27 protein-coding genes and 1 other RNA gene are annotated in these 26,445 nt (G+C 66.8%); 12 read left to right on the top strand and 16 right to left on the bottom strand.

Annotated elements, in window-relative coordinates:
* Positions 1-38 precede the first annotated feature (38 nt).
* From OZ10_RS03280 to OZ10_RS03265, 4 genes are read left to right on the top strand one after another with little or no spacing between them, the layout of a single operon-like run.
* Positions 39-530 (top strand): TPM domain-containing protein, encoded by a 492-nt coding sequence (locus OZ10_RS03280; protein ID WP_039563941.1) that lies wholly within the window; start codon positions 39-41, stop codon positions 528-530.
* 53 nt (positions 531-583) lie between these two features.
* Positions 584-1,474 (top strand): prolipoprotein diacylglyceryl transferase, encoded by an 891-nt coding sequence (lgt, locus tag OZ10_RS03275; protein WP_039413016.1) that lies wholly within the window; start codon positions 584-586, stop codon positions 1,472-1,474.
* Positions 1,471-2,265 (top strand): thymidylate synthase, encoded by a 795-nt coding sequence (locus OZ10_RS03270; RefSeq protein ID WP_039563940.1) that lies wholly within the window; start codon positions 1,471-1,473, stop codon positions 2,263-2,265. Before lgt ends, OZ10_RS03270 begins: the two co-directional genes overlap by 4 nt.
* Positions 2,262-2,777, top strand: a complete 516-nt coding sequence (locus OZ10_RS03265; RefSeq protein ID WP_039413021.1) for a dihydrofolate reductase — start codon at positions 2,262-2,264, stop codon at positions 2,775-2,777. The genes OZ10_RS03270 and OZ10_RS03265 overlap by 4 nt, the downstream gene beginning before the upstream one ends.
* 95 nt (positions 2,778-2,872) lie before the next feature.
* Here OZ10_RS03265 and OZ10_RS20355 read toward each other — a convergent pair whose 3' ends face one another.
* From OZ10_RS20355 to OZ10_RS03220, 10 genes are all read right to left on the bottom strand, one after another.
* Positions 2,873-3,259, bottom strand: a complete 387-nt coding sequence (locus OZ10_RS20355; RefSeq protein ID WP_052209956.1) for a hypothetical protein — start codon at positions 3,257-3,259, stop codon at positions 2,873-2,875.
* Between the two features lie 327 nt (positions 3,260-3,586).
* Complete coding sequence (locus OZ10_RS03260) at positions 3,587-4,570, bottom strand: symmetrical bis(5'-nucleosyl)-tetraphosphatase (protein WP_039563939.1); 984 nt, start codon at positions 4,568-4,570, stop codon at positions 3,587-3,589.
* A gap of 28 nt (positions 4,571-4,598) precedes the next feature.
* Positions 4,599-4,982: a Co2+/Mg2+ efflux protein ApaG gene (apaG, locus tag OZ10_RS03255; RefSeq protein ID WP_039413027.1), complete on the bottom strand. Its 384-nt coding sequence runs from the start codon at positions 4,980-4,982 to the stop codon at positions 4,599-4,601.
* Positions 4,983-5,018: 36 nt separating this feature from the next.
* Positions 5,019-5,807 carry a 16S rRNA (adenine(1518)-N(6)/adenine(1519)-N(6))-dimethyltransferase RsmA gene (gene rsmA / locus OZ10_RS03250; protein WP_039563938.1) on the bottom strand — a complete coding sequence of 263 codons (789 nt, stop codon included), beginning with the start codon at positions 5,805-5,807 and terminating at the stop codon, positions 5,019-5,021.
* Positions 5,808-5,922: 115 nt separating this feature from the next.
* Positions 5,923-6,894 carry a 4-hydroxythreonine-4-phosphate dehydrogenase PdxA gene (gene pdxA / locus OZ10_RS03245; RefSeq protein ID WP_039413033.1) on the bottom strand — a complete coding sequence of 324 codons (972 nt, stop codon included), beginning with the start codon at positions 6,892-6,894 and terminating at the stop codon, positions 5,923-5,925.
* A 4-nt stretch (positions 6,895-6,898) separates the two neighbouring features.
* Positions 6,899-8,290, bottom strand: coding sequence for a peptidylprolyl isomerase (locus OZ10_RS03240; protein ID WP_039563937.1), 1,392 nt, complete (start codon positions 8,288-8,290; stop codon positions 6,899-6,901).
* A complete protein-coding gene (lptD, locus tag OZ10_RS03235; protein ID WP_039563936.1) occupies positions 8,287-10,719 on the bottom strand; it encodes an LPS-assembly protein LptD in 2,433 nt (810 codons plus the stop codon). The genes OZ10_RS03240 and lptD overlap by 4 nt, the downstream gene beginning before the upstream one ends.
* Before the next feature lie 125 nt (positions 10,720-10,844).
* The gene (locus tag OZ10_RS03230) at positions 10,845-11,753 is read right to left on the bottom strand and encodes a histone deacetylase family protein (RefSeq protein WP_039413038.1); all 909 of its coding nucleotides are present in this window, start codon (positions 11,751-11,753) and stop codon (positions 10,845-10,847) included.
* 38 nt (positions 11,754-11,791) lie between these two features.
* Positions 11,792-12,349 carry a cob(I)yrinic acid a,c-diamide adenosyltransferase gene (locus tag OZ10_RS03225; protein ID WP_039563935.1) on the bottom strand — a complete coding sequence of 186 codons (558 nt, stop codon included), beginning with the start codon at positions 12,347-12,349 and terminating at the stop codon, positions 11,792-11,794.
* Between the two features lie 3 nt (positions 12,350-12,352).
* The gene (locus OZ10_RS03220) at positions 12,353-12,931 is read right to left on the bottom strand and encodes a hypothetical protein (RefSeq protein WP_039413045.1); all 579 of its coding nucleotides are present in this window, start codon (positions 12,929-12,931) and stop codon (positions 12,353-12,355) included.
* Positions 12,932-13,079: 148 nt separating this feature from the next.
* On the opposite strand from OZ10_RS03220, the gene ubiH reads away from it, so the two are divergent.
* From ubiH to OZ10_RS03195, 5 genes are all read left to right on the top strand, one after another.
* Positions 13,080-14,288, top strand: coding sequence for a 2-octaprenyl-6-methoxyphenyl hydroxylase (ubiH, locus tag OZ10_RS03215; RefSeq protein WP_039563934.1), 1,209 nt, complete (start codon positions 13,080-13,082; stop codon positions 14,286-14,288).
* A complete protein-coding gene (locus OZ10_RS03210) occupies positions 14,285-15,466 on the top strand; it encodes a UbiH/UbiF family hydroxylase (RefSeq protein WP_039413051.1) in 1,182 nt (393 codons plus the stop codon). Before ubiH ends, OZ10_RS03210 begins: the two co-directional genes overlap by 4 nt.
* Before the next feature lie 125 nt (positions 15,467-15,591).
* Positions 15,592-16,311: an alpha/beta fold hydrolase gene (locus OZ10_RS03205; RefSeq protein ID WP_039413054.1), complete on the top strand. Its 720-nt coding sequence runs from the start codon at positions 15,592-15,594 to the stop codon at positions 16,309-16,311.
* Between the two features lie 82 nt (positions 16,312-16,393).
* Positions 16,394-16,822, top strand: a complete 429-nt coding sequence (locus tag OZ10_RS03200) for a nuclear transport factor 2 family protein (protein ID WP_039563933.1) — start codon at positions 16,394-16,396, stop codon at positions 16,820-16,822.
* A 120-nt stretch (positions 16,823-16,942) separates the two neighbouring features.
* The gene (locus OZ10_RS03195) at positions 16,943-17,977 is read left to right on the top strand and encodes a SphA family protein (RefSeq protein WP_039563932.1); all 1,035 of its coding nucleotides are present in this window, start codon (positions 16,943-16,945) and stop codon (positions 17,975-17,977) included.
* A 169-nt stretch (positions 17,978-18,146) separates the two neighbouring features.
* On the opposite strand, the gene OZ10_RS03190 is transcribed toward OZ10_RS03195, so the two are convergent.
* Entirely contained in the window at positions 18,147-18,821 is a 675-nt protein-coding gene (locus tag OZ10_RS03190; protein WP_039413062.1) for a GntR family transcriptional regulator, read from the bottom strand.
* Between the two features lie 233 nt (positions 18,822-19,054).
* On the opposite strand from OZ10_RS03190, the gene OZ10_RS03185 reads away from it, so the two are divergent.
* The 3 genes from OZ10_RS03185 (at position 19,055) to OZ10_RS03175 (ending at position 21,386) form a co-directional block, all read left to right on the top strand.
* On the top strand, positions 19,055-19,951 hold the full coding sequence (locus OZ10_RS03185) for a gallate dioxygenase (protein WP_039563944.1): 897 nt from the start codon (positions 19,055-19,057) through the stop codon (positions 19,949-19,951).
* Between the two features lie 10 nt (positions 19,952-19,961).
* Positions 19,962-20,321 (top strand): protocatechuate 3,4-dioxygenase, encoded by a 360-nt coding sequence (locus OZ10_RS03180; protein WP_039563931.1) that lies wholly within the window; start codon positions 19,962-19,964, stop codon positions 20,319-20,321.
* 63 nt (positions 20,322-20,384) lie between these two features.
* Entirely contained in the window at positions 20,385-21,386 is a 1,002-nt protein-coding gene (locus OZ10_RS03175) for a LysR substrate-binding domain-containing protein (RefSeq protein ID WP_039414712.1), read from the top strand.
* A gap of 267 nt (positions 21,387-21,653) precedes the next feature.
* Here the strand turns inward: OZ10_RS03175 and OZ10_RS20515 are convergent.
* From OZ10_RS20515 to OZ10_RS03155, 5 genes are all read right to left on the bottom strand, one after another.
* A non-coding RNA gene (locus OZ10_RS20515) (sX9 sRNA) lies at positions 21,654-21,727 on the bottom strand.
* A gap of 69 nt (positions 21,728-21,796) precedes the next feature.
* Positions 21,797-23,275, bottom strand: a complete 1,479-nt coding sequence (locus tag OZ10_RS03170; protein WP_039563929.1) for an AMP-binding protein — start codon at positions 23,273-23,275, stop codon at positions 21,797-21,799.
* A gap of 204 nt (positions 23,276-23,479) precedes the next feature.
* Positions 23,480-24,949, bottom strand: coding sequence for an aldehyde dehydrogenase (locus OZ10_RS03165; RefSeq protein ID WP_039563928.1), 1,470 nt, complete (start codon positions 24,947-24,949; stop codon positions 23,480-23,482).
* Between the two features lie 83 nt (positions 24,950-25,032).
* The gene (locus OZ10_RS03160; RefSeq protein ID WP_039414721.1) at positions 25,033-25,860 is read right to left on the bottom strand and encodes a p-hydroxycinnamoyl CoA hydratase/lyase; all 828 of its coding nucleotides are present in this window, start codon (positions 25,858-25,860) and stop codon (positions 25,033-25,035) included.
* 33 nt (positions 25,861-25,893) lie between these two features.
* Entirely contained in the window at positions 25,894-26,367 is a 474-nt protein-coding gene (locus OZ10_RS03155; protein ID WP_039563926.1) for a MarR family winged helix-turn-helix transcriptional regulator, read from the bottom strand.
* Positions 26,368-26,445: the final 78 nt, after the last annotated feature.

Raw genomic sequence — 26,445 nt, 5'->3', positions numbered from 1 at the left:
GGATCATCGGGAGGCGGTGGCGCCTCGGGGAGCTGGTAATGCGACTGCTCAGGCATCTGTTCGCGCCCTCGGCGCAGCGTCGGTTTCCCGCCAGGTGCATGGAGACCATCACTGCCGCCGTGGCCGACAGCGAGCGCAGCCACACCGGCCAGATCGTGGTGGCGGTCGAGGCGGATCTACCGCTGGGGGCGCTGTGGCGCGGGCAAACGGCCCGCCAGCGCGCCGAACAGGCGTTCGCGCAACTGCGTGCCTGGGACACCGAAGGCAATAACGGCGTGCTGGTCTATCTGCTGCTGGCCGACCACGCCATCGAAGTGGTGGCCGACCGCGGCCTGCGCAGCCGTGTGCCCCAGGCGCAGTGGGACGAGGTGTGCCGGCGCATGCAGCAGTTCCTGCGCGAGGGGCAGTACGAGGTGGCGGTGCTGGCGGGCATCGAGGCAGTGACCGAGCTGCTGGTCGCTCACTTCCCGCGCGGCGCCGACGCGCCGCATGAAGACGAGCTGCCCAACCGGCCACAGCTTTTAGGCTGAGCGCGTCCAAGGTGTCAGAATAGCGGCCTCGCTCTATGTGATCCGCGGTCCGCATGATCTATCTGCACGCCATCGACCCCATCGCCTTCTCGCTCGGCCCGGTACAGGTGCACTGGTACGGCTTGATGTATCTGGCGGCGTTCTTCTCGGCCTGGGCGCTGGGTCGCTCGCGCATCCTGCGCGGCCGCCTGCCCGGGGTAGACATGGACGGTTTTTCCGACCTGCTGTTCTACGGCATGCTCGGCGTGGTGCTGGGCGGGCGCATCGGCTACATGCTGTTCTATGCCTTCGAGACCTTCCTGGCCAACCCGCTGATCCTGTTCAAGGTGTGGGAAGGTGGCATGAGCTTCCACGGTGGCCTGCTCGGCGTGCTGATCGCCTGCTGGCTGTGGGCACGCAAGCACCGGCTGCATTTCTTCGATGTCATGGATTTTGTCGCGCCGCTGGTGCCGCTGGGACTTGGGTTCGGGAGGCTCGGCAATTTCGTCGGCGGCGAGTTGTGGGGCAAGTTCACGCAGGCTGGCTGGGGCGTGATCTTTCCGCATGCGCCGGAGCTTGCCGACCAGTTGCCGGCGCAGATCCAGGCGCAGTACGCCGCCGGCGCATTGAATCAGTTTGCACGCCATCCCTCGCAGCTTTACGAAGCGGCGCTAGAAGGCGTGGTGATGTTCGTGGTGCTGTGGGCGTTCTCGATGAAGCCGCGTGCCCGTTACGCGGTGTCGGGCCTGTTCGCGCTGCTGTACGGCGTGTTCCGCTTCATCGTGGAGTTCGTGCGCGTGCCGGATGCGCCGATCGGCTACCTGGCCTTCAACTGGCTGACGATGGGGCAGATTCTGAGCCTGCCGTTGATTGCCGTGGGCCTGGTGTTGCTGGCGATGTCGCGCCGCGCGCCGGTGCTGCAGCCGGTGGTTGCAGCACCCGCCACGGCGGAGGCGGCCAAGTGAAGCCGTATCTGGATCTGCTGCGGCATGTGCTGGAACACGGCGCCGAGAAGTCCGACCGCACCGGCACCGGCACGCGCAGCGTGTTCGGCTGGCAGATGCGCTTCGACCTCAACGACGGCTTTCCGCTGGTCACCACCAAGAAGCTGCATCTGCGCTCGATCATCCACGAGCTGCTGTGGTTCCTGCAGGGTGACACCAATATTGGCTACCTCAGCGACAACCAGGTGCGCATCTGGGACGAGTGGGCCGACGTCAACGGCGATCTCGGTCCGGTCTACGGCAAGCAATGGCGACGCTGGACCGGCCCGGACGGCGTCGAGATCGATCAGATGCAATGGCTGGTGGACGAGATCAAGCGCAACCCGGATTCGCGCCGGCTGGTGATCAGCGCCTGGAATGTCGGCGAATTGCCGCAGATGGCGCTGATGCCGTGCCACAGCCTGTTCCAGTTCTACGTGGTGAACGGCAAGCTCAGTTGCCAGCTGTACCAGCGCAGTGGCGACATTTTTCTGGGCGTGCCGTTCAACATCGCCAGCTATGCGTTGCTGACCCACATGGTGGCGCAGGCCACCGGCCTGAGTGTGGGCGATTTCGTGCATACGCTGGGCGATGCACATCTGTATTCGAATCACTTCGAACAGGCGCGCGAGCAGCTGACGCGCACACCGCGCGCGCTGCCCAGCTTGCGCCTGAATCCGGAGGTGACCGACCTGTTCGCGTTCCGCTTCGAAGACATCGCCATCGAAGGCTACGACCCGCATCCGGCGATCAAGGCGCCGGTGGCGGTATGAATCGGGGGGACAGCCGGCCCCGGCTCCACCTCATCGTCGCCCTCGACCGCAACAACGCCATTGGCCGCGACAACGACTTGCCGTGGAAATTGCCCGATGACCTCAGGCGCTTCAAGGCGCTGACGGTGGGCAAGCCGATCCTGATGGGCCGCAAGACGGCGCAGTCGTTGGGACGTGCGCTGCCGGGGCGGTTGAACCTGGTGCTGACGCGCTCGGGGCACGTGCCGTTCGAGGGCATGCAGGCGGTGGCATCGGTGGAGCAGGCCATCGAGCGTGCCGCGCAAGAGGGCGCGCAGGCGCTGTGCGTGATCGGTGGCGGGGAGGTGTATCGGCTGACCTTGGAACATGCCGATCTGCTGGCAGTGACCGAAGTGGATACCGTGGTCGCCGGCGCCGACACGCATTTCCCGCCGATCGATCCCGCCGTGTGGGAACCGGTCCAGCGCCAGGCGCATGCGGCCGATGAGCGCCATGCGTTTGCGTTCGAGTACGTGGACTACCGGCGCCGCTGAGCCTTGGCCGTTACGCTGCGATCTTGCCGTTGCAGCATGTGCGCTCAGCCGTGCCGGTGGCTCGGCACCGTCATCCTGCGCCGGGCAGGCGCACCTTAGCCGGAGCGCGTGTTCACGACCAGTTCGCCCAGCGCGATCAGCCGTGCACGCACGACGTTGCGGCTGACTCCCAACAGTGCAGCTGTCCTGACCTGATTCTGGTCGCAGTGCCGATAGGCCGCACGGAACAGCTGCTCTTCGACCGTTGCGTGCAATGCGGCCTCGCCTGTCTCGAAGAGTCTGGCAAAGGCCCGTGCAAGCAGCGCCTGGCCGTCCGCGGGCGGCTCGTCACCGAGACGGGAGGGCAGGCGCTGTGGCGGCAGCTGGATGTCCTCGGCGCGGACCACGCCGTTGCGGTGCATCAGCAAGGCGTGGTGGATGACGTATGAAAAAGTGCGCGACTCAACGGAATCGCGCTGTTTCGCGCGCGTTTCCTTATGCATCTCGATGCATCAGGAACTGCCACGCCAGCACCGCAATGGCATGGCCGCTCATCCGTCGGCGGAGTCAGCGGCAGAGCTGCAATGACGTGATGCTTAAAGGTTCCGGCATGCGGGGCATCTGCGTTTGATGCCGGCCCAGAACCGGAACCAGATCCATGCGTAAGCCTGGCGACCCTTACGTTCTTCTGCGCATTGAAACGTTGGAATGCTACGAACGCGAAGCGTCCGTGCTGAGTCACAGGCCGCACGCTGCTGCATGCGGCGCGCATCGCGCGACCTTGCGAGAGTCAGCCAGACGCGCGTTGTGCCGCACGCCTCGCTGGCGAATCATTCCGTTGCCGGTGTGGCCGGCCGGTTGGGCGCCGCTGTGTCGGCCCCCGTGTTCGCGCCACCGCCACTGCCATGGCCCCGTCCACGGCCACGCCCGCGCTGGCGGCCCTGGCCTTCGCGCGGGCGCCGCGGCGCATGCGCTGCCGGTGCTGCCGGAGTGGGGACTTCGCGCCCGGGGACCTGCACGACACGTAGTTCGTCGGTGTCCAGCTGCAGGGCGGTGAGCTTGCCGCCCCACACCGCGCCGGTATCGATGGCGTGCACGCCCTGGGTGATCGTCAGGCCCAGCGCCGACCAATGCCCGCAGACGATCTTCAGATCGCGTTCGACCCGGCCGGGCACTTCGAACCAGGGATACAGGCCCTGCGCCTGGGTGCCGGGCGTGCCCTTGTCGTCGGTGGCGATCCGCCCGCGCGGGGTGCAATAGCGCATGCGCGTGAACAGATTGATGATGGCGCGGCTGCGCTCATAGCCGCTCAGCCCCGGCGACCAGCCCGGCTGATCGCCGTACATGTTGCGCAACAGCTTGCGATAACCGCCGCCCTGCAACTGCTGCTCGACCTCGCGGGCATGTTTCTCGGCCATCTGGGTGGTCCACTTCGGGGCCAGCCCGGCATGGATCATCATCCAGCCCAGCTCGCGATCCACATGCGCCAGCTTCTGCATGCGCAGCCAGTCCAGCAGCACGTCGCGGTCCTCGGCCAGCACGATGCGCTGCAGGTCCGGGTTGACCTTGAGCTGCTCCTCTTCCGAGCGTGCGCCGATCGCCAGCAGCGAGAGGTCGTGATTGCCCAGCACCACCACGCTGTGCGCGCGCAGCGAATGCACCAGGCGCAACGTCTCCAGCGATTGCCCGCCACGGTTGACCAGGTCGCCGCAGAACCACAGCGTGTCCCGGGCCGGGTCGAAGTTCACCTTTTCCAGCAGGCGCTGGGTGATGTCGTAACACCCCTGCAGGTCGCCAATTGCCCAGACGCTCATCGCGCACGCTCCATCAATCCAGCAGTCATCAGTGCAGCGTCCTGGGTACGCTCAGCACGAAGGCGGCGATCGGGGCGGTGAATTCGGTGCCATCGTCGGCCACCATGTCGTAGTGGCCCTGCATCTGGCCCTGTTCGGTTTCCAGCAGCACCCCGGAGGTGTACTGGAAGGCTTCGCCGGGACGCAGCCAGGGTTGTTCGCCGACCACGCCTTCGCCATCGACCTGTTCGGTGCGACCGTTGGCATCGGTGATCTTCCAGTGGCGCGCCACCAGGCGCGCAGGCACCGCGCCCGCATTCTGGATACGGATGCTGTAGGCGAAGGCGTAACGGCCTTCTTCCGGGGTCGATTGGTGGGCGAGGAAGCGCGGCGAGACCTCGACCTCGACCCGATAGCGTGGATCATCGTGCATGGGAAAAGTCCAAATAAACCACTGTGGGAGCGGTGCTCAAGCCAGCTCGACATTGGCCAGCCGGATGAAATCGGCGACCTCGAGCTGCTCGGCGCGGGCATCCGGACGCACGCCGGCGGCCTCGAAATGCGCTGGTTCGCACACATTGGACAAGGCATTGCGCAGGGTCTTGCGGCGCTGCCCGAAACCGGCGCGCACCACATCGGCGAAGCGGCGGCGGTCCTTGATCTGCACCGTGGCCGGGTCGCGCGGCACCAGTCGCACCACGGCCGAGTCCACCTTCGGCGGCGGCCGGAACGCGCCTGGCGGCACCACGAACAACGCGGTGACCTCGCAGTACGCCTGCAACATCACGCTCAGCCGGCCATACACCTTGCTGCCGGGGCCGGCCGCCATGCGGTCGACCACTTCCTTCTGCAGCATGAAATGCATGTCGGCCACGGCCGCGGCATGGTCCAGCGCATGAAACAGGATCGGCGAGGAAATGTTGTAGGGCAGGTTGCCGACCAGGCGGATCGGCGTGCCGTTGGCCAGTGCGGTGAAATCCACGCTGAGCACGTCGCGATGAATGATGCTCAGTGCGCCGATCGGCGCTGCAGCGTCGGTCAATGGAGCGATCAGGTCGCGATCGAACTCGATCACGGTCAACGCGCCATGGGTGCGTAGCAGCGGGAAGGTGATGGCGCCCTGACCGGGGCCGATTTCGACCAGGTGCTGGCCGGCGCGCGGGCCCACCGCCTGCACGATCCGGTCGATGTAATACCGGTCGGCAAGAAAGTGCTGGCCAAGCGACTTCTTGGCCGGTGCGCTGAAGGAAGAATTCATCTGCGCAGTTTAACGGAGCCGGCGGCTGCACGCCGTGTGGTGCGACGTGCGCGGCGTGTGCCGCCACGGCCAGTGACGCGCACGCAGCTTCGCAATGCCCTGCCGGGATGGTGGCTCAGCCGCGCGCCGCCAGCCGCGCGCATAACGCCGTGGCCGCCATCAGGCTGGACGGGTCGGCGATTCCGCGGCCGGCCAGTTCCAGCGCGGTGCCGTGATCCACCGCCACGCGCGGGTAGGGCAGGCCCAGGGTGATGTTCACCGCCTGCTCGAAACCGCTGTACTTCAGCACCGGCAGGCCCTGGTCGTGGTACATCGCCACCACCGCGTCGAAGCCACTCAGTTTCTGCGGCAGGAAGGCGGTATCTGCCGGCAATGGCCCGATCAGCTGCAGGCCCTCGCCGCGCAACTGCTGCAGAACCGGAATGATCACATCCAGTTCTTCGCGGCCCAGATGGCCGTCCTCGCCCGCATGCGGGTTGAGGCCGAGCACGGCAATGCGCGGCGTCGGCAGGCCGAAGTCGCGCTGCAAGGCGGTATGGGTGATGCGCAGGCACTGCATCAGCGCGTCGGCGCTGATCGCATCGGCGACCGCGCGTAGCGGCAGGTGCGTGGTCACCAGCGCCACGCGCACGATGCTGTTGGCCAGCATCATCACTACCGGGCAGCCGGCCTGTTCGGCCAGCAATTCAGTGGTGCCGGTATAGGCGATGCCGCCGGCGTTGATGACCGCCTTGTGCACCGGGCCGGTCACGATGCCTCGCAGGCGCCCGGCCAGACAGTCGCCGGCGGCCGTGCGCAGGCCGGCAATCACCGCCGCGGCATTGGCGGGATCGGCATGGCCGAAGCGGGTCGGCGCCGCCTGTCGAACCGGAAACAACGGCAGGTCGCCGGGGCGACGCGCCGGCTGGTCCGGATCGAGCAGGCGCACACACAGCGACAGCGCCTGTGCGGCGCTGTGCAGGGTGTCAGGATCGGCGTAGGCAATCAGGTGCGCATCCGTGCGCGGCCGTTGGGCGAGCCGCACACACAGTTCCGGCCCGATCCCGGCCGGCTCGCCCGGCACCAGCGCGAGCGAGGGGACCCCCATCGACTCAGCGCGCCGGCTGTGCCGGCGGCGGGGTCGGGGCAGCCGGTTCGGCCGGCTTGGTCGGCTCTGCAGTGGCATTGCCGTCGGCACGATCGCCGGTGCGGTAGCTCACGTACGCTTCGCCACGCAGTTCCTGCAGGTAGCGGTTGTATTCCTCTTCCAGCTTGCGGCGACCGATCGTTTCACGGATCTGCGCACGCTGGTTTTCGGAACTGACATCGGTCTGGCGGCTGCCGACGCGCTGCACGATATGCCAGCCGGCCTGGGTGCGGAACGGCTCGGACACGGCGCCATCGGCCAGGCTCTCGACCTGCTTGCCGAAGTCCGGGCCGAACGCATCGGCCGGGAACCAGCCCAGGTCGCCGCCCTGGCTGCGGCTGTTGGTGTCCTCGGAGGACTCCTTGGCCGTCGCCTGGAAGTCCGCGCCGCCCACGATGCGGGCGCGCAGCGTGTCGATCTTGGCCTTGGCCTGCGCGTCGGTCTGGTTGTCGCCGATGCGGACCAGAATGTGGCGCGCGTTGTACTCGGTGACCATCTTCTTCTCGCCGCCGGCATTGGCGTCGCGCATTTCCACCAGCTTGAGCAACTGGAAACCGCTGGGGCCACGCAGCGGGCCGGCCACCTGGCCAGGCTGCATGTCGCGAATCAGCTGGGCAAACGCGTTGGGAATCTCGTCCAGGCTGCGCCAGCCCAGGTCGCCGCCTTCCAGCGCATTCGGGCTATCCGAATAACGCACCGCCGCTGCCGAGAAATCCAGCTCGCCCTTGTCGATCAACGCCTTGACGCCATCGACCTTCTTCTGGCCGGTGGCGATCTGGTCGGCGGTCGCGCCTTCAGGCAGGCCGACCAGGATATGGGCCAGGTGATACTGGCTACCGGTCGTGGCCTGCTGGGCCAGCGCGGTGTCCACTTCGCCTTCGCTCACGCTGATGCGGCTCTGCGCAAAGCTCTGACGCAGGCGCTGCACGATGATCTCCTCGCGCACCGACGAGCGGAAGTCGCCGTATGCCATGCCGTCGGCCGCCAGCTTCTGGCGCAGGCCATCGACGGTGGTGCCGTTCTGCTGGGCGATGCTGGCGATGGCGCGGTTGAGTTCCTCGTCGCTGACGCGGATCCCGCTGCCGTCGGCGCGGCCCACCTGCAACTTGACCAGGACCAGGCGCTCGAGCACCTGGCGCTGCAGGACATCGTCCGGCGGCAGCTGGTTTTCGCGGCCCGCATATTGCGACTTGACGTTGCGCACAGCGCGATCGAGCTCGCTCTGCAGCACCACGTCTTCGTCCACGATGGCGGCGATACGATCCAGCGGCTGGGATTGCTGCGCCGAGGCCAGCGGCGAGACCGTGCTGGTGATCACCAGCAGCGAGGCAAGAACAACAGAGAAAGGCTTGGTCATGGAATCAGGTTCGGATCGTAATCGTCCGGATTGGTCGTGGTGTTGCTGGGCGGGACCAGGTACAGGTCGTCGCGGTAATAGCCGAGAATAGCACGGCGCAAAGTGCGGTCCGTGTTCTGGCCAAACGAGCTCAAGCCCTTGAGCACGAACTCGAACTGGATGGAGTTGTCCATCTCGCCATCGCGGTTGCGCACGAACCGGCGCACCAGCGCGCGCACTGCCAGGCAGCAGCTGTCCCACTGCACGCCACCGATCATCTCCAGCGGCTCGCGATCCAGCAGCGAGTAGTAATAACGGCCGACCGCACTCCAGGTGGGGTTGATCGGGTACAGGAACGAGAAGTCGGCCTGTTCGAGCTGATCGCTGTTGTCGGTGGGATTGCGGCGGTAGCGATACGCCAGATTGACGATGCCGTCGTTGCCCAGCAGATAGCGCGTGCGCACACTGGCCAGATCTTCCTTGCGCGAGTTCGGGTTCCACTGGTAAGTGGCGCCCATCGACCAGCGGTCGTTGATCATGTAGTTGGCATCGGCCACCCAGGCGGACTTGCCTTGTTCGATCGGCTGCTCACCGCCGCTTGTCGCCGGATTAGTGCTGTTGTTGATGGTGACCAGCGAGTCGTTGAAATACAGGATCTGGCCGGCACTCAACGACAGCTTCTCGCGCCCGTCGTCCTGGCGCAGCCAGCGCGAGGTCACTGCCAGAGTCAGCTGATTGGCATCGTTCTGGCGGTCGGCGCCCGTGTAACGGGTGTCGCGGAACAGCTGGCCATAGCTAAACGTGAACGGGCGGGTATCGAAGACCGGCAGATCGTCCTGATCGCGGTAGGGCACGTACAGGTAGTACATGCGCGGTTCCAGCGTATTGAGATAGTTGGTCCCGAACAGCGAGGTTTCGCGGTCAAAATACAGGCCTGCATCCAGCGAGGCGATCGGCAGACTGCGGCTGGGCGAGCGATCGCCTGTCAGGGGGCTGGTGTTGGCAAGGTCCCTGTCCAGCTGATAAGCGGTGTGTCGCCATGCGACCGTCGGCGTCATGAACCATGCTGCGCCCGATAGCGGCATCGAGATATAGGGCTTCACGTCCAGGCGTGTTCCGCCGGCGTAGTTGAAATTGCGGACGTTGGTGCGGATGAATTCGTCCGTATCGTTGTCGCCGTCTGTGTCATTGACGTCGCGGAAGACTTGGTACGAATCGTCGTGCGTGAAGCGCACCGCCTCGGCATACACCCCGGCCTCGAAGAAGCCAAATGGCTTCTCCCACGTGAAATACGCGCGCGGCTGGCGGTTATAGGGGAGTGCCGTCTCATCCAGCGTGTAGTCGGTCAACTGCCAGCGGTCGGCCATCAAACCTGCAGTCCAGGTTTCACCGGTGCCGTAGATGCCGATGGTGCTCTGCAGGCTGGAGGCCGAGCCCATGCCGTTCAGGCGGCTGGTGAAGTCCTCCACATAGCGCGTGTCGCTGACCCAGGAGATGCTGCTGCGCGCCTGCCAGTGATCGTTGATGTTGTGATAACCGGTGTAGAAGACGCTGCCGCGGTCTTTCTTGCGCAGGTTGTCATTGGGCAGGTAATTGCCGGTGATCTCACCGCGACCGCCCTCGTAGAGGTAACGGAATTCGGTGCCGAACATGAAACCGCGCTTGCTCATGTAGCGCGGCAGCAGGGTGGCATCGTAGTTCGGCGCCAGATTGAGATAGATCGGCTGCAGATAATCAAAGCCATTGCGGCCGGACAGGCCGAACTGCGGAAACAGCAGGCCGGTCTGACGGCGGTCGTCGATCGGGAACTTGAACCAGGGGAAATACAGCACCGGCACCTTGCCGATCTGCAGCACGGCATTGCGTGCCGTGCCGAAGCCTTCTTCATTGTCGACGTCGATCTCGGGCGCACGCACGCGCCAGATCGGCTGCGACGGATCGCAGGTGGTATAGGTCGAGCGATGCATCTGGCCGACCTGGCCCTGCAGGTCCACAGATTCCGCACCGCCGTTGCCGCGCCGGTCCACCAGTTGGTACTGGATGTTGGTGACCTTGTGGGCGTCGGTGTCCTGATTGCCTTCGGCACGGTCGGCAATCATCCGGAACGAGCTGTCCTGGTACCGCACGTTGCCTTCGGCGATGTAGTTGCCGGTCTCGGTGTCCATGCGCAAGTTGTCTGCGCCCAGGAACTGGTCGCCGCGCTTGAGCGCCACGTTGCCCTGGTATTGCGGAGTGGTACTGGTCCCGGACAGCTGGTCGCCTTCGATGTCGGTCGGCAACTGCGGGCGTATCTCGGCCGCCTTGGGGTCCGCGGCGGGCGCGCCGTCGAAGCCGGGTAGCGGGTCCACGGCCGGGCACAATCCCCAGTTCAACGGCTTGTCGGCAGCCATGGCCGGGAGGCAGATGGCAATGCTCAAGGGCAGGGGCAGCAGGCGGAGAGCTCGGCGCACGCGTGGTTCAACCAATAAAATGGCGACTAGCTTGCCGTATACCCCGCATAGGGGCAATGAAGAGCGGCTGCGCCGCGCGGGCGAGGTTCATCGCCGGCGGCCGCGCGCCAGGCGTGCCGACGGGGTCAGCGCAGGGCGGCGACGTGGGCCACGCTGCTCTCGCGCAACGCCTGCAGGTCGTATCCGCCTTCCAGCATGGACACCACCCGACCGCGCGCATGGCGCTCGGCCAGGGTGCGCAGCGCGCCGGTCAGCCAGGCAAAATCGTCGTCGTCCAGCATCAGGTCGGCCAGCGGATCGCGCAGGTGCGCATCGAAACCGGCCGAGATCAGGATCAGCTGCGGGCGGAAGGCATCGATCAGCGGCAGCATCTCGTCCTCCCAGACATTGCGGAAGCGCAGCCCGTCGCTGCCCGGCGGCAGCAGCAGGTTGTGGACGTTGCCGACGCCGCGTTCGTGGACGCTGCCCGAGTGTGGATAGAGCCCGGACTGATGGGTGCTCAGATACTGCACGGCCGGGTCGCGCTCGAAGATCGCCTGCGTGCCGTTGCCGTGGTGGACGTCGAAATCGACGATGGTGATCCGCTCCAGCCCATGCCGGTCGCGCGCATGGGCGGCGGCCACGGCGATGTTGTTGAACAGGCAAAAGCCCATCGACACCTGGGCGGTGGCGTGGTGGCCGGGCGGGCGCACTGCGCAGAAGGCAGTGCGGGTCTGGTCCTGCATGACCGCGTCCACCGCGGCGATGCCGGCGCCGGCGGCGCGCAGGGCGGCCGCGCGCGAGGCAGGCACCATCCGCGTGTCCACATCCAGTTGGCGATAGCCGTCGAAAGCGGTTTCCAGCACCGCGTCCACCTGCTCGCGCTCATGCACGCGGCACAGGTCGCCCAGCTTGGCCAGGGGCGCCTCGCGCCAGTCCAGGTCCGGAAAGGCGGCGCGCAGGGCGTCGACCACCGCTTCCAGGCGGGCGGGGCTTTCAGGATGCTCGGGGCCGGCGTCGTGACCGAGGCAGGCGGGATGGGTAAAGACCAACATGGGACGACTCTAGCCTCTCCGCCGTGCCGGGCACAGGGTCAACCGCGCCGGCGGTCGTGCCGCCACAGCACTTCCTGCTGGCCATCGACCCGTGCCAGCACGCGCGCCAGGACGAACAACAGGTCCGACAGCCGGTTGAGATAGCCGATCGCCTCGCTGCGTACCGCTTCCTGGCGGGACAGCGCGACGGTCTCGCGCTCGGCCCGGCGCACGATGGTGCGGGCCAGGTGGCAGCGCGCGGCCGCTTCGCCACCAGCCGGCAGGATGAATTCCTGCAGCGGCGGCAAGCCGTCGTTGTAATGGTCCAAGTGGCGTTCCAGGGCGGCGATATCGGCCGCCTCGATCGCCGCATGCCCGGGGATGCACAGCTCGCCGCCCAGGTCGAACAGCTGGTGCTGCACGGTGGTCAGCAGGTCGGCGACCGGGGCAGGCACGCCGGGCGCGGCCAACAGCACGCCGAGCGCCGAATTGGCCTCGTCCACGGTCCCGTAGGCATTGACGCGCAGCGCGTCCTTGCCGGTACGGCTGCCGTCGCCCAGGCCGGTGCTGCCATCGTCGCCGGTGCGGGTATAAATGCGCGAAAGCCGGTTGCCCATGATCTAGCCGGCGTGGGAATGGTGCTGCGGCGCTGCCAGGCGCTCGGCCGCGACCTGGACCAACGCGGCGGCGGCGACATACAGCGCCGCACTGCGCAGGTAGGGCCACAGCCAGTCGGTGTAGTTCTTGAACCAGCCGGCCAGCGTGGGCTCACTGACGCTGGCACTGATCCAGTAGAAGCTGCCCTGGGCGATCAGCTGGCACAGCGCCACGCCGATCAGCAGGGCGGGCATCAGCCGGGCGAGCGCGTTCCAATGGGCGCCGTGGTAGTGCCGGCGCAGCCAGACGCCACCGGCCCACAGCGCGAAGTACGCTGGGATCAGGCACCAGTAGGCCGGCGAGACGCAATAGTGCTGCCAGAAGCTCAGGCCCTGGCGGGTGATCACCAGCCAGTCCACCGCCACCGCAAGCCCCATCAACAGCGGGAACGCCAGCCGCGTGCGCGCGGCCAGGTGAAAGCCGCCGATGAAGAACACCGCCCAGGACGCATCCGGGACCGGCGGGAAGTGATTGATCCGCGTGGCCGCCATCAGGAGGGCGAGCAGACTCAGAATCCAGGTGTCGTGCGAGCGAGACGTCATGCGCGAAAGTGGCCAGGTCACAGGCCGGGGAGTGTAGCGTGGAACCCGGCATGCCCGTGCCGGCGACGCGGGGAAAACGGGCCGGGCGCGGCAATCTGTCTCAACGCCCGGCGGCAACCTGCCTGGGGCCAGGGCTTATCATGTGGCGATGACACATCCACATGACGTTTTGATCGTTGGCGGCGGCCTGGTCGGCTCCAGCCTGGCGATTGCGCTGGACCGCCTCGGCCTGGATGTCGGGTTGGTGGAAGCCACCCCGGCCGGCGCGCCACCGGCGGTATTCGACCAACGCAACCTGAGTTTCGCCGCCGCCACGGTCAATGCATTGGGCGCGCTCGGGGTCATGGCAAGGTTGCGCAACCCGCCCGGGCCGATTCGGCGCATCCACGTCAGCCGTGCAGGCGACTTCGGGCGCGTGCAGCTGGACGCCGCCGACTACGGGCGCGAGAGCTTCGGCCAGGTGGTGGTGGCGCGCGATTTCGGCGATGCCCTGCAGGCGCGTCTGGACGAGCTGACCCGGTTGCACCGGTATCGCCCGGCACGCTGCATCGGCGTGGAGCCGGTGCAGGACGGCCTGCGCGCAGTCCGCCTGGCGGCCGCCGACGGCGAGCGACTGGTCCGCGCCAGGCTGGTGGTTGGCGCCGATGGCAGCCACAGCGCGGTGCGCGAGCTGCTGCATATCGGCACCGACGCGCACGATTTCCTGCAGACCCTGTTCGTGGCGCGCGTGCGGGCCGCCAGGTCGCCCGATGGCACTGCCTGGGAGCGCTTCGGCGAACACGGGCCAACCGCATTGCTGCCGCGGGGCGACCGCCATTACGGCGCCATCCATTGCGTGGCGCGTGCCGATGCCGAAGCGGTGGCGGCCCTGGACGAGGCCGGCTGGCTGGCACGGCTGCAGCGCGCGGCCGGCTGGCGTGCCGGGCGCTTCATCGCCAGTGGCGAGCGCAGCGCCTACCCGTTGGTGCAGGTGCTGGCGAACAGCCTCATCGCCGAACGCGTGGTGCTGCTGGGCAATGCCGCGCAGACGCTGCATCCGATCGGCGCGCAGGGCTTCAATCTCGGGCTGCGCGATGCGCTGACGCTGGCCGAACTGATCGAACACGATCGCAGCGATGCCGGTGCGGGTGCGCGGCTGGATGCGTATCTGGCGCGTCGACGCGTGGACCGTGAACACACGATCGGCTTCTCCAGCGGGTTGGCGCGGCTGACCGGCAATCCGGCGCCTTTGCTACGACCGCTGCGCAGCCTGGGCCTGCTGGCGACCTCGCAGGCCGCTCCGTTGCAGTCGATGCTGGTCGGGGGCGCGATGGGCTTCCGTGGCGAAGTCCCGCAGCTGTGCCGGGGTGTGGCATGAACCGGCGCACGCCGCGTGATGCGGTGATCGTCGGTGGCGGTGTGGTCGGCGCCGCCTGCGCCTTGGCGCTGGCCGATGCCGGGCTGCAGGTCGCGTTGGTGGAAGGGCATGAACCCGCGCACTGGCACGCCGACCAACCCGACCTGCGCGTCTACGCATTCGCCGCCGACAACGCCGCGTTGCTGGACAGTCTGGGCGTGTGGTCGGCGGTGCGTGCCGCCCGCGTGCAGCCCTACCGGCGGATGCGGGTCTGGGATGCCGGCGGGGGCGGCGAGCTGGGGTTCGATGCCGACACGCTGGGGCGCGAACAGCTGGGCTGGATCGTCGAAAACGCGCTGCTGGTCGATCGCCTCTGGGCGGCCGTGCACGCAGCCGGCATCGAGGTGCATTGTCCGGCGCGCGTGGTCGAACTGGAGCAGGACAGCGGCAGCGTGCGCCTGCGGCTGGACGATGGCAGCCGCCTGGAGGCGGCGATTGCGATCGCCGCCGATGGCGCTGCGTCCACCTTGCGCGAATTGGCCGGGGTGCCGGTCTCGCGGCACGCCTACGCGCAACGCGGCGTGGTGGCCTTCGTGGAGACCGAGCGGCCGCACCAGTCCACCGCCTGGCAGCGCTTCTTGACCACCGGGCCGCTGGCGTTCCTGCCGTTTGCCGAAGGCCGCAGTTCGATCGTATGGACCTTGCCGGATGCCGACGCCGCACGTGTGCTGGCCCTGGATGATGCGGCGTTTTCGCGCGAGCTCACCCAGGCCTTCGCCGCACGCCTTGGCCAGGTGCGGGTGGCCTCGCCGCGCGCTGCCTTTCCGCTGCAGCGGCAACTGGTGGAGCAGTACGTCAGCGGCCGTGTGCTGACCCTGGGCGATGCCGCGCACGTGGTGCATCCCCTTGCCGGGCAGGGCGTCAATCTGGGGTTGCGCGATGTCGCTGCGCTGCGCGAGCAAGTGCGCAACGCGCGCGCCAAGCGTGCCGACTGGGCTGCGCCGCACCGCCTGCAACGGTGGGCGCGAACCCGTCGCAGCGACAACGCCGTCGCCGCCTACGGCTTCGATGCGATCAATCGGGTGTTTTCCAATGACGAGATGCACCTGACCTTGCTGCGCGGAACGGTGCTCGGCCTGGCCGGCAAGCTGCCGCCGCTGGTCGATGTGTTGTGGAAGCGCGCCTCTGGCGGTGCGTGAGCATCGCCGCGCCGGCCGGCGTGAACGCGGATAACCGGCGCAGCCTTTGTTTTATGCCTAGAAACTTATAGCGAAGGCCGCATCTTCCATACGACGGACGCGCACGGCCTAGCTACAGTCGGCGCATGACCTCGGTTGCGCGCCCACCCAAGCCCCCCTTGCTGCTGCTCTGCGGCCTGCTCTGCGATGCCGCCATCTGGCAGCCGCAGCGCGAGGCGCTGGAGGGCCTGGCGGAGGTGCAGGTGCTGGACTTCCCCGGTTTCGACAGCATCGTGCAGATGGCCACCCACGTGCTGGCCGATGCACCGCCGCAGTTCGCACTGGCCGGGCACTCGATGGGGGGACGCGTCGCGCTGGAGATCATGCGCCAGGCACCGGAGCGCGTGACCCGGCTGGCATTGCTCGATACCGGCGTCGCCCCACGTCGCGAGGGCGAGCGCGAAGAGCGACAGGCGCTGGTGGACCTGGCCCGCACCCAGGGCATGCAGGCGCTGGCGTCGGCCTGGCTGCCGCCGATGCTGCACCCGGACCGTGTCGACGATGCCGCGTTGATGGAGCGCCTGACGGCGATGGTGCAGCGTCAAAGCCCGAAGGGGTTCGCCGGCCAGATCACGGCCCTGCTGGAGCGCCCCGATGCCGCGCCGGTGCTCGCACGGATCCGCTGCCCCACCTTGCTGGGCGTCGGGCGCCAGGACGCCTGGAGCCCGTTGGCCCGGCACCAGGACATGGCGCGGCACATCCCGCAGGCGCGTCTGGTGGTGTTCGAAGACAGCGGGCACATGGCGCCGGTGGAGGCGCCGGCGGCGGTGACCGCCGCCCTGCGCGACTGGCTGCAGGCCGCGTGATGGCCAGCGGGCCACGCCACCGGCGGTGACGCAGCGGTCGCTGGCGACGCCGATCGGTTTTGCTGAAATCCAAGGAGGCTGCATGCACGACGAGGCATCGACCATCATTGCCTGCGAGCAACTGATCCACAGGTTCGCGCTGTACAACGACCGCCACGATTACGAGGCGCTTGCTGCCTTGTTCACCGACGATGGCGTGTTCGCACGGCCCAGCGCACCCGACGCACCGGTGCGTGGGCGCGAGGCCATCCTGCAGGCGTTTCGTACGCGTCCGCCGCGCACCACCTGCCACCTGATGCTCAATACCCTGGTCACCGTTCAATCGTCGACCCTGGCGCATGCGCATAGCAATGTGCTGCTTTACACCGCCAGCCAGACCTCTGCGCCACCGCCGTTCGCCGCGCAGTCACCGGCCTTGCTCGGTAGTTTCGACGACGTGCTGGTCTTCGAGCAGGAGCGTTGGCTGTTCAAGCAGCGGCTCGGTGCGTTGCTGCTGCAGATCGGTTGCTGAGCCGCCATCGCTAACACGCAGAAGCGTTGCAGCCGCCATCGGCGTGCCGCGCTGTCGTATCGCTTTCTCCCCCACGCCGCGCCCGCTGTCACCCACCTGTCCGCACCGGAGATTCGCCTAGTGGAACGCGTCCGTTTGTCTGCTCATTGTCGTTCGGTGTTGCTGTGCGCCCTGTCGCGTCGGCAACGGTCATGGATTGTCGGCGCCACACTCGCTGCGGTGTTGCCGGGCACGGTGATGGCGCAGGCCGTACCGGAAACGGCGGCACCGCCGCAGGGCATCAATGTGGGGGGCACCAGTTTCATGGACGGGTTTGGCTCGCTGACGCCCGGCTGGACCGTCATCGAATACCTGCGCCATTACCACTTCAATTCGATCCGGAATGCCAGCGGCGACGATTCGCCGGCCTTTCGCGACCCGCAAGTGGACGTCAGCGTGCTGTTGACCCAGATGATCTATGTCACGCCCTATACCTGGAAGGGAGGTTCGTTGAGCTTCAATGCCATCGTGCCGTTGGTCAATTACGACACCGCATTTGCCGCAGACAGCCCCGTGCAGCTGAGCAGCAATGGGTTCGGCATGGGCGATATCTCGTTCGGGCCTGCCTTGCAGATGCCGCCGGTCATGCGCGACGGGCGCGTGTTCTTCTTCCAGCGCTTTGCAATCGACGCCTTTGCGCCGGTCGGCAAGTTCGATCGTGATACCGCGATCAACCAGAGCACCGGGTTCTGGTCGGTGGCCCCGCACTGGGCATTCACCGTGCAACCCAGCGATCGCTGGGAAATCAGCGGGCGCCTGAATTATCTGTACAACTTCCGGACCAGCCGCGCCGGCGGCGTGCCGCCGATTCCCGGCTTCCGTTTCCGCAACGGGCAGGCCGGCGACCTGGTCTGGCTCAACTTCGCCACCTCGCTGAAGCTCAACGAGCAGTGGCGGGTGGGGCTCAATGGGTACTACCTGCAGCAGTTGAAGGACAACCGCACCAATGACCAGCGTGTGCCGGACAGCAAACGCAGGCAGTTCTATATCGGCCCCGGTCTGTCCTGGCGCATGAACGAAAAGAACCTGTTCAACTTCAATGTGTACCTGCCGGTGGATGTGGAAAATTCGGTCGCTGGCAATAACTTCAATCTGATGTTCGTGCATTCGTTATAGGCGTCCACCGCCGCCATGCGCAGCGCCTGCGACGGGGCGCTGCGTGTGGCGGGTTAACTGCCGTTGCCACCTGCACGAGCGGGTAGCAAGCTGGTCGCTCAATGGGTGCCGCGTGGCGCGTCTGCGGTGTTGGCGCAGGTGCGTCGTGCTCAGCTCCGGGGCGCGGTAGTCACATTCCCATGCTGTGGCGTTGCGTATGCGCATGTTCGCGGAACAGCAGTTCCGCACGTGCTCCGTCGCGTTGTTCGATCGCCGAGACGATCGCCCCATGTTGGCGGTGCCCGTAATACAGATCGTCGTAGGCCACGGTGGCCGAGCGCTGGCCGAACACCACATGGCTGGGGCTGACGAACGGCACCACCGTGCAGCGGTCCACGGTTTCGGTGAGGATGGGCTTGTTGGCCGCCACCACGATGGTGCGATGGAAGCGGGCATTCATCGCGGCATAGGCCTGCTCGTCACCGGCATCGAGGCTGCGCTTGGCGAACAGGCGGTCGCCTTCGCCAAGACAGCCGTGCAGGGTGGCAAGCACCTCGGCCGACGCGCCCTGCTCGGCCAGCGTGCGCGCCGCCAAACCTTCCATCAGGGCGCGTACGGCCAGGGCATCCAGGCTTTCCTGCTGGCTGAAGCGGCGCACCGCATAGCCGCGGTTGCCTGTCTGTGCCAGCAGGCCTTCCTGGCACAACGCCGGCAGGGCCTGGCGGATGGGCGTGCGCGAAATCGCCAGGCGTTCGGCCAGGGCCGCTTCGGTGATGCGTTCGCCCGGGGCAAAGGTGCCGCACAGGATCAATTCGCGTAGCTGCTGGACCGCTTGCAATCGGTGGTTGTTCGCCATTGGCTCCATTCTCTCGCGCCGTACCGCAGCGCACGTTCCTTGGAAGGGGAAAACTCGCAAATGCGTGTATAAAAACCTTGCGGACGAGATCGCTTGATGGCAATTTGGATCCCAAGGATACCTTCTTTGGTAATCCGGAGTGCTCGATCGTCCCTGTTGGGATCCATTGCATCGCCGGTCCCGACCCAATCAATGACGCGCGCCCGGCCTTCCTCGGCGGCGCCGCGTCGCAGGAGCGCAGCATGGCAAGCATCATCGGCGGCATCGGAACCTCGCACGTTCCTACCATCGGGGTGGCCTACGACAAGGGCAAACAACAGGATCCGATATGGAAACCGTTGTTCGACGGCTACGCGCCGGTCGCCGAGTGGTTGGCCCGGCAACGGGCCGACGTGCTGGTGTTTTTCTACAACGATCACTGCACCACGTTCTTTTTCGATCTGTACCCGACCTTCGCGTTGGGCGTGGGCGAGCGTTTCCCGGTGGCCGACGAGGGAGCGGGCTTGCGCAACCTGCCGCCCATTCGCGGCGATGTGCAGCTGCAGTCGCATATCGCCGAGTGCCTGGTCAATGACGAATTCGACCTGACCGTGTTCCAGGACAAGCCCATCGACCATGGCTGCGCGGCACCCTTGCCGCTGCTATGGCCGCATGTGCCCGACTGGCCCGGCACGGTGGTGCCCATCGCGATCAACGTGCTGCAGTACCCGCTGCCGACCGCGCGCCGCTGCTACCGGCTGGGTCAGGCGGTGCGGCGTGCCATCGAGTCGTATCCGGAAGATCTCAGGGTGGTGGTGGTCGGCACCGGCGGTTTGTCGCACCAGATCCATGGCGAGCGCACCGGCTTCAACAACACCGAGTGGGACATGGAGTTTCTGGACCGCTTCCAGCATGCCCCCGAGACGCTGACCGACCTGACCCACACCGATTACGTGCGCCTGGGCGGGGCCGAGAGCGTGGAGCAGATCATGTGGCTGGCCATGCGTGGCGCGCTGGAGGGTCCGATCCGCAAGTTGCATCAGAACTACTACCTGATGACCACCACCGCGATGACCGTGGTGGTGTACGAGCCGGGCGAAGAGGCGGCCGATGCGCCGCGTTCGGCAGAGCTGTTGGCGCGTACCGCCAACGCGGCATGAGGGCCTGCACATGAATCCGCAAGTCAACGGCATGGACAAGATCGACGGGACCTATCTGTTCGATCTGCGCACCAGCAACCGCGCGCTGCGCCTGAATCGCTTTTTCTGGCAGATGATCCGCGCGCCGTGGCGCGACCGCTTCTTGCAGGATGCAGAAGTGCTGATGCAGGAGGCCGGGCTCACCGAGCAGGAGAAGGCGCTGATCCGCGCACGCGACTGGCTTGGCCTGGTGCAGTACGGCGCCAATTTTTTCGTCATCGAAAAGTTCGCCCGTGTGGTGCGCATGACCAATCTGCAGGTCTACGCCATCATGCGCGGCGAATCGTTCGAAGCGTTCATGCAGACCCGGCAGGTGCCCGAGGCGCGCTGAACTGCGCGCCTCGGGCACCTGCCGGGTGCTGTCACCGACTTCCCAACGTAAGGCCCATCCCCCATGACCATGTCCTCCGTGTTCTTCGAACACCGCATCAAGGTCCGGCATCTACGTGTCATCGAGGCGCTGGACCGGCAAAAAAGCCTGCTCCGCGCCTCGCGCGTCTTGAATGTGACCCAACCTGCGCTCACGCGTGCCCTGCAGGAGATCGAAGAGATCGTCGGGGCACCGCTGTTCGAACGTCACTCACGCGGTGTGCGCCCCAACGCCATGGGCGAGGTGCTGGTGCAGACCGCGCATGTGGTGCTGGGCCAGTTGCGCCGCGCCCAGGACACCTTCGAGGGTCTGCTGCAGGACGACGCGCTCACGATCACCGTGGGCGCCCTGCCGGTGGCGGCAAGCGGCCTGTTGCCGGCCGTGCTGGCGGCGCTCTACCGCGCCGAGCCCACGCTGCGGGTGCGGCTGTTGCATGGCCGTACCGACGAACTGCTGCCCAAGCTGGCCGGCAACGAAGTCGATCTGGTCGTGGGCCGGCTCTATCCGCTGGCACGCTACGACGCACTGGTCCGCAAGGTGCTGTACCAGGATCCGATCGCCCTGGTGGCGCGCAGCGACCACCCCCTGTTTGCGAACGGCCCGGTACGCATTGCCGAAGCCGCGGCATATCGCCAGGTGCTGCCGACGCTGAGCCAGCACGTGGAGCGTGACGTGGCGCAGGTCATGCGCGAGCATGGGCTGGCCACGCGCGACCAGCTGCGTTCCAGCTCGGCCAGCTTCACCCGCGAGATTCTGCTCGGCACCGACAGCATCGCGGTGATGCCGAGCATGATGGTGGCCGGCGACATCGCACGTGGCGAGTTGCGCGCCTTCCAGCTGCAGCAGCCGTCGCAGGCGCGCGCAGGTGGGGTGATCTACCGCGACAACAATGCCATTCTCAAGCCGGGCGTGCGCCTGCTGATGCGCGAGCTGGAGCACCAGTTGGCGCTCATGGCCGAGCAGGGCGCGGTGTGGGTGGACGACCATGTCGGCGAAGACGACATCCTGCTGGATGCGTCCGCGTAAGCGCTGGCGCGCCTGTCTGCTCGTGCTGCAGTGAAAGGCACGATGCAGGCGGTCTGAGTAACGCACATCGGGCAGCCAGGGCTGCCCGATGTGCATATTGGGACAGTGGTGCCCACGACGGCGTCTTCGGCATTCCCCCTGCGCGTGCGTTGGATGCAGGGCACGCGCAGGGCGAGTGCTGGAGTCAGGGACGCGCAGCGACACACACACGCTGCCAAGGCCAGTCGGCGTGCACGTCGCCGCCGGGCAACGTGTCCGCCCAAGAGTGGCTAAAAAACGTAGCGAGCGCCGCCAGGCGGGTGCGGATGGCGCGGAGGGACCGGCGTGGACGCGTGGTACATGCGGGTTCCGGGCAGCGGCCATGCAGTCGTTTTGTCAGCTGCTCTGCGTCCGACGTGCATCAGCAGGCGCTATGCGTCGTTCGCGAGCGCATCCTTCAGGCGCGCCTTCTGCAGTTTGCCTGTCGCCGTGCGTGGCAACGCCTCCACCACGCGTAGATGCTTTGGCACCTTGTACTTGGCCAGGCGCTCGATCAGGTAGCTGCGGATCTGCTCCAGATCCGGGTCCTCGGAGGCTGGCACGATCGCCAGATACCCCACCTCGCCCCATTGCGGGTCGGCCATGCCCACCACCGCGCATTCGCGGATCTGCGGGTGGTCGGCGAGCACGGCTTCGATCTCCGCGGGGTAGACGTTTTCGCCGCCGGAAATGAACATGTCCTTCTTGCGGTCCACCACGAAGAAGAAGCCATCGGCATCGCGCTTGACGATATCGCCGGTGCGGAACCAGCCCTGCGCATCGCGCATCTCCGCAGTGGCCTTGGGGTCGCGCCAGTAGCCGGGGCTGAGATTGGGTCCACGCAACAACAGCTCGCCGGGAACCCCTGTCGGGCAGTCGTTGCCGTCGCCATCGACGATGCGGGTCTGCACCGTCGGCGAGCAGATGCCGGCCGCGCCCAGCTTGTTGCGAATGACCTCGCAATCGACCGACATGCCGAACACCGTGCCGGCCTCGCTCATGCCGAAGCCGCAGACCATGGGAATGCCGTCGTCCACCCAGCCCAGCAGGTCGTCGCTGGCGTGCGGCGCACCGCCGCTGACCAGGGCGGTGAGGTGACGCAGCGCTGCAGGGTCGAAACCCGGTTGAGCGCGGAAGGCCTGCATCATCTGCGGCACACCGACGTAGTGGGTGATGCCCAGCGCCGGATTGCCGAGCCAGCCCAGCGTGCGCTGCGGCTCGAAACCGCTGGAGACCTGGATCGACCCGCCCACCGCCAGTGCCGGCCGCACATTGGTGGCCAGGCCGATGATGTGGAACATCGGTGCTTCGCACAGGAAGCTGCTGCCTGCATCCACACGGGTGGTGACGCCGAAGTTGTGCGCCACCTGCTGCAGGTTCTGCTCGCTCAGCATCACGCCCTTGGGCTGGCCGGACGTGCCCGAGGTGAACAGGATCAGGCTGACGCGGTCCGGCGGAATGTAGGACGTCTCGGCCGGCGCAAGGCCTTTGGCGGTCTCGATGAAGTCCGTCAGCGCTTCGACATGCGCGCGCCCGGCGGCGACATCATCGCCCAGCAGCAAGCGCGGCTCGGCGCGTTGCAACAGGGCATCCAGCTCGGTGGCGCTCAGGCGCCAGTTGAGCGGCACGTAGATCGCGCCCACGCGTCCGCAGGCGAAGTGCAACGCCACCTGCCAGACCGAGTTGCGGGCGAGCACGGCGAGCCGTTCGCCGTCGATGCAGCCGCGCAGTTGCAGCAGGGCGGCGAGGCGGCCGATCAGCTCGTCCAGTTCGGCGTAGGTCCATTGCTGATCCAGCAACAGGTCGCGCGCGGCGAGGCGTTGCGGTGTGAGGCGGGCATGGAAGGAAATCGAGTCAGTCGGCATGGTCATGGCGCTGTCTTCCGAATGCGGTTTGGGGGAGTGGCTGGCGTGAGTGCGACGGCAACGGCAGAAGGTTCACGCGCACGCCCGATGACGCAGCGGGCATTCACCAGCGATGGCGTGAACCGGTTGCAGGAGAGCGGCAGAGCCGCAGTGCTATCGCCGCGAGGCGGGCGCGCACCGCTGGCAGGTACGCGCTCGGGTGGTGCCCGGCTAGCTGAGATAGACGGTTTTGGTTTCCAGGAAGGCATGCAGCCCTTCGATGCCGCCTTCGCGGCCGACGCCGGAGTGCTTGAAGCCGCCGAACGGCATGTCGATGTCCACCCACATGCCGTTGATCGAGTGGCTGCCGCTGCGCACGCGGCGTGCGATGCGGTACGCGCGGTCGACATCCTCGCTGTAGACGGTGCCGTGCAGGCCGTAATCGCTGGCATTGACCTTGGCGATCAGGTCGGCCTCGTCGTGGTAGTCGATGAAGCTGACCACCGGGCCGAAGATTTCCTCGCGTGCGATGGTCATGTCGGGCGTGACATTGGCGAACACCGTCGGTTCGAGGAAAAACCCGCGCGGCAGATGCGCTGGCCGGTTGCCGCCCATCACCAGCTGCGCGCCCTCGGCGCTGCCCTGCGCAATGTAGGACTGCACGCGCTCCAGCTGCCGGCCGAGCGCCAACGGGCCCATGCCGGTGTCGGCGGCGAACGGGTCGCCGAGCTTGAGTGCGCCCAGGGCCGCGCAATACGCCTGCAGGATTTCCTCGCGCCGTTGCGCCGGGACCAGCACCCGGGTCAGCGAGAAACACACCTGGCCGGTGATCGGCATGGAATAGGGCACCAGGCTGGGCAGCACCTTGGTGAGGTCGGCGTCCTCGAGCACGATGGCGGCCGACTTGCCGCCCAGCTCCAGGCCGACCCGGGCCAGCCGTTCGGCGCAGGCCACACCGATCAGCCGCCCCGCCTGGGTGGAGCCGGTGAAGCTCACCTTGTCGACGAGCGGATGGCGGATCAGCTGTTCGCCAACGTCGCGACCGGCCGGCAGCAGGTTGAACACGCCATCGGGCACACCGGCGGCGCTGATGCATTCGGCCAGGATGTAGGCATCGATCGGGGTTTCCGGCGATGGCTTGGCCACCACCGTGCAACCGGCGGCCAACGCGGCGGCCACCTTGTAACAGAGCAGCACCAGCGGCGCATTCCAGGGCGTGATGGCAGCGACCACGCCAACCGGTTCCTGCACCACATGCACGCGGCCGCCATTGGCACGTGCGCGCGGTTCGACGAACGGGTGGGTGGTGATCAACTCGCCGTAATAGTCGAACAGCCCCGGCGCCTGCTGCGAGGCGCGGCGGCTGAAACCGATGGTGGCGCCGACCTGGCCGGTCCAGGCCTCGGCCAGTTCCGGCAGGCGGGCACGCAACTGGTCGGCAACCCGCTTGAGCACCGCGCCGCGTTCGGACGGCGACAGCTGCGGCCACGGGCCGGTATCGAAGGCGGCACGCGCCGCGGCCACGGCGGCCTCGGTATCTGCGTGCGAGGGTTCGGTGTAGCGCAGCAGGCGCTCTTCGTTATGCGGGGCGACCACGTCGACATGCCGGTCGCCGCTGCTCGCGCGCCACTGGCCATCGATGAACAGGCCCAGGGGCCCACGCGCGGCGATTCCGCGCAGCGTTGCGGATAAGGCTTCCATACTCCCTCCTCGGTGCAGAAAACCACTGGCGGCGCCAGCGATGCGTGGCGTGCACGCAGCGCTTCAGGTGCCGTTGGACGTGCTCAGGTGCTCTTTTTGGTCAGGTCGTATTCGCCCAGGCCGGGCTTGTAGCTCTTCTCGTCGATGAACTGACGGATGCCTTCCTTGCGCGCGTTGTTGTCGAAGGAATTGGCCGCTTCCTGCATGCGCACCAGATAGTCTTCGGCTTCGTCGTAGGTCATGGTGCCCACGCGACGCACCGCATCCTTGGCGTATTTCAGCGCCACCGGGTTCTTGCGCAGCAGCAGCTCGGCCACTTCGCGGGTGCGCGCTTCCAGGTGCTCCAACGGCACGCTTTCGTTGACCAGGCGCCACTCGGCGGCCTTCCTGCCATCCACCATTTCGCCGGTCAGCGTCATCCACATCGCATCGCGCATGGACAGCAGTTCCACCGCCACCTTGGTCACCCCGCCGCCGGGCAGGATGCCCCAGTTGATTTCCGACAGGCCGAACTGCGCCTCGTCGGCGGCAATGGCCAGATCGCACGCAAACAACGGGCCGAAGCCACCGCCGAAACACCAGCCGTTGACCATCGCGATGGTCGGCTTCTGATACCAGCGCAGGCGCCGGAACCAGCCATAGGATTCGCGTTGCGAACGGCGCACGCCACGCAGGCCCTGCGCTTCGGTTTCGCGGAAGTATTCCTTCAGATCCATGCCGGCCGACCAGGCGGTGCCTTCGCCGCCGAGCACCAGCACGCCGACGTTGTCGTCGAACTCCAGCTCGTCCAGCACATCCATCATGCGGCGGTTGAGCGCCGGGCTCATCGCGTTGCGCTTGTCAGGGCGGGCGAACTTCACCCAGGCAATGCGGTTTTCGATGCGAACCGATACCACGTCATGCTCGTTCAAGCGGCGTCTCCTTCAAGTCGGGGGCTGCGGGGATCAGAAGTCTTCGGCCAGCGCGGGGTCCGGCGCGGTCGTCCGTTCCAGCGTGGCGCTGGCGTTCAATTTGCATAGCAGGCGCAGCAGGGTCTGCTGCTCGCTGGCCTGCAGGCCGGCGCAGGTGCGTTCGACGGCACGCGCAAGGCAGCCCTGCGCCACTTCCAGCGTGCGCTGGCCGTGCTCGGTCAGGTACAGGCCCTTGCTGCGGCGGTCGCGGCCGGCCAGGCGTTCGATCAGGCCCTGCTCGGCCAGCGCATTGGCGATCTTCATGCCGGCGGCGCGGTTGACCAACAGGCGATTGCCGAGTTCGGTCTGGTCGCAGCCGGGCTGGTCGCGGATATGGATCAACGCGGTGACACGCGCCGGGGTCAGGTGCAGTTCGGCCAGCTCCTGGCGCGCAGCGTGGCTGGAGGCCAGGGTGGCCAGTTGCAGTTGGTAGCCGAGGTCGGCGGCAAGTGCCAGGCGAGCGGTCATCGATCCATCCAAATTGTATCCGTTAAATACAATCTAGCCGAGCGAAGCGAGCGCTGCAAGGGGGTGGTGTGTCAAAAA

Origin of the sequence: Xanthomonas cannabis pv. cannabis (genome assembly GCF_000802365.1) — a bacterium.
Taxonomy (GTDB): Bacteria; Pseudomonadota; Gammaproteobacteria; order Xanthomonadales; family Xanthomonadaceae; genus Xanthomonas; species Xanthomonas cannabis.
This window is presented reverse-complemented; position numbering and strand designations above follow the sequence as displayed.

Excerpts from the sequence above, each read along its gene's own strand:
- OZ10_RS03280 (WP_039563941.1), top strand. The coding sequence starts at position 39 with ATGCGACTGCTCAGGCATCTGTTCGCGCCCTCGGCGCAGCGTCGGTTT.
- lgt (WP_039413016.1), top strand. The coding sequence starts at position 584 with ATGATCTATCTGCACGCCATCGACCCCATCGCCTTCTCGCTCGGCCCG.
- OZ10_RS03265 (WP_039413021.1), top strand. The coding sequence starts at position 2,262 with ATGAATCGGGGGGACAGCCGGCCCCGGCTCCACCTCATCGTCGCCCTC.
- OZ10_RS20355 (WP_052209956.1), bottom strand. The coding sequence starts at position 3,259 with ATGCATAAGGAAACGCGCGCGAAACAGCGCGATTCCGTTGAGTCGCGC.
- OZ10_RS03260 (WP_039563939.1), bottom strand. The coding sequence starts at position 4,570 with ATGAGCGTCTGGGCAATTGGCGACCTGCAGGGGTGTTACGACATCACC.
- apaG (WP_039413027.1), bottom strand. The coding sequence starts at position 4,982 with ATGCACGATGATCCACGCTATCGGGTCGAGGTCGAGGTCTCGCCGCGC.
- rsmA (WP_039563938.1), bottom strand. The coding sequence starts at position 5,807 with ATGAATTCTTCCTTCAGCGCACCGGCCAAGAAGTCGCTTGGCCAGCAC.
- pdxA (WP_039413033.1), bottom strand. The coding sequence starts at position 6,894 with ATGGGGGTCCCCTCGCTCGCGCTGGTGCCGGGCGAGCCGGCCGGGATC.
- OZ10_RS03240 (WP_039563937.1), bottom strand. The coding sequence starts at position 8,290 with ATGACCAAGCCTTTCTCTGTTGTTCTTGCCTCGCTGCTGGTGATCACC.
- OZ10_RS03230 (WP_039413038.1), bottom strand. The coding sequence starts at position 11,753 with ATGTTGGTCTTTACCCATCCCGCCTGCCTCGGTCACGACGCCGGCCCC.
- OZ10_RS03225 (WP_039563935.1), bottom strand. The coding sequence starts at position 12,349 with ATGGGCAACCGGCTTTCGCGCATTTATACCCGCACCGGCGACGATGGC.
- OZ10_RS03220 (WP_039413045.1), bottom strand. The coding sequence starts at position 12,931 with ATGACGTCTCGCTCGCACGACACCTGGATTCTGAGTCTGCTCGCCCTC.
- ubiH (WP_039563934.1), top strand. The coding sequence starts at position 13,080 with ATGACACATCCACATGACGTTTTGATCGTTGGCGGCGGCCTGGTCGGC.
- OZ10_RS03210 (WP_039413051.1), top strand. The coding sequence starts at position 14,285 with ATGAACCGGCGCACGCCGCGTGATGCGGTGATCGTCGGTGGCGGTGTG.
- OZ10_RS03205 (WP_039413054.1), top strand. The coding sequence starts at position 15,592 with ATGACCTCGGTTGCGCGCCCACCCAAGCCCCCCTTGCTGCTGCTCTGC.
- OZ10_RS03200 (WP_039563933.1), top strand. The coding sequence starts at position 16,394 with ATGCACGACGAGGCATCGACCATCATTGCCTGCGAGCAACTGATCCAC.
- OZ10_RS03190 (WP_039413062.1), bottom strand. The coding sequence starts at position 18,821 with ATGGAGCCAATGGCGAACAACCACCGATTGCAAGCGGTCCAGCAGCTA.
- OZ10_RS03185 (WP_039563944.1), top strand. The coding sequence starts at position 19,055 with ATGGCAAGCATCATCGGCGGCATCGGAACCTCGCACGTTCCTACCATC.
- OZ10_RS03180 (WP_039563931.1), top strand. The coding sequence starts at position 19,962 with ATGAATCCGCAAGTCAACGGCATGGACAAGATCGACGGGACCTATCTG.
- OZ10_RS03175 (WP_039414712.1), top strand. The coding sequence starts at position 20,385 with ATGACCATGTCCTCCGTGTTCTTCGAACACCGCATCAAGGTCCGGCAT.
- OZ10_RS03170 (WP_039563929.1), bottom strand. The coding sequence starts at position 23,275 with ATGACCATGCCGACTGACTCGATTTCCTTCCATGCCCGCCTCACACCG.
- OZ10_RS03165 (WP_039563928.1), bottom strand. The coding sequence starts at position 24,949 with ATGGAAGCCTTATCCGCAACGCTGCGCGGAATCGCCGCGCGTGGGCCC.
- OZ10_RS03155 (WP_039563926.1), bottom strand. The coding sequence starts at position 26,367 with ATGACCGCTCGCCTGGCACTTGCCGCCGACCTCGGCTACCAACTGCAA.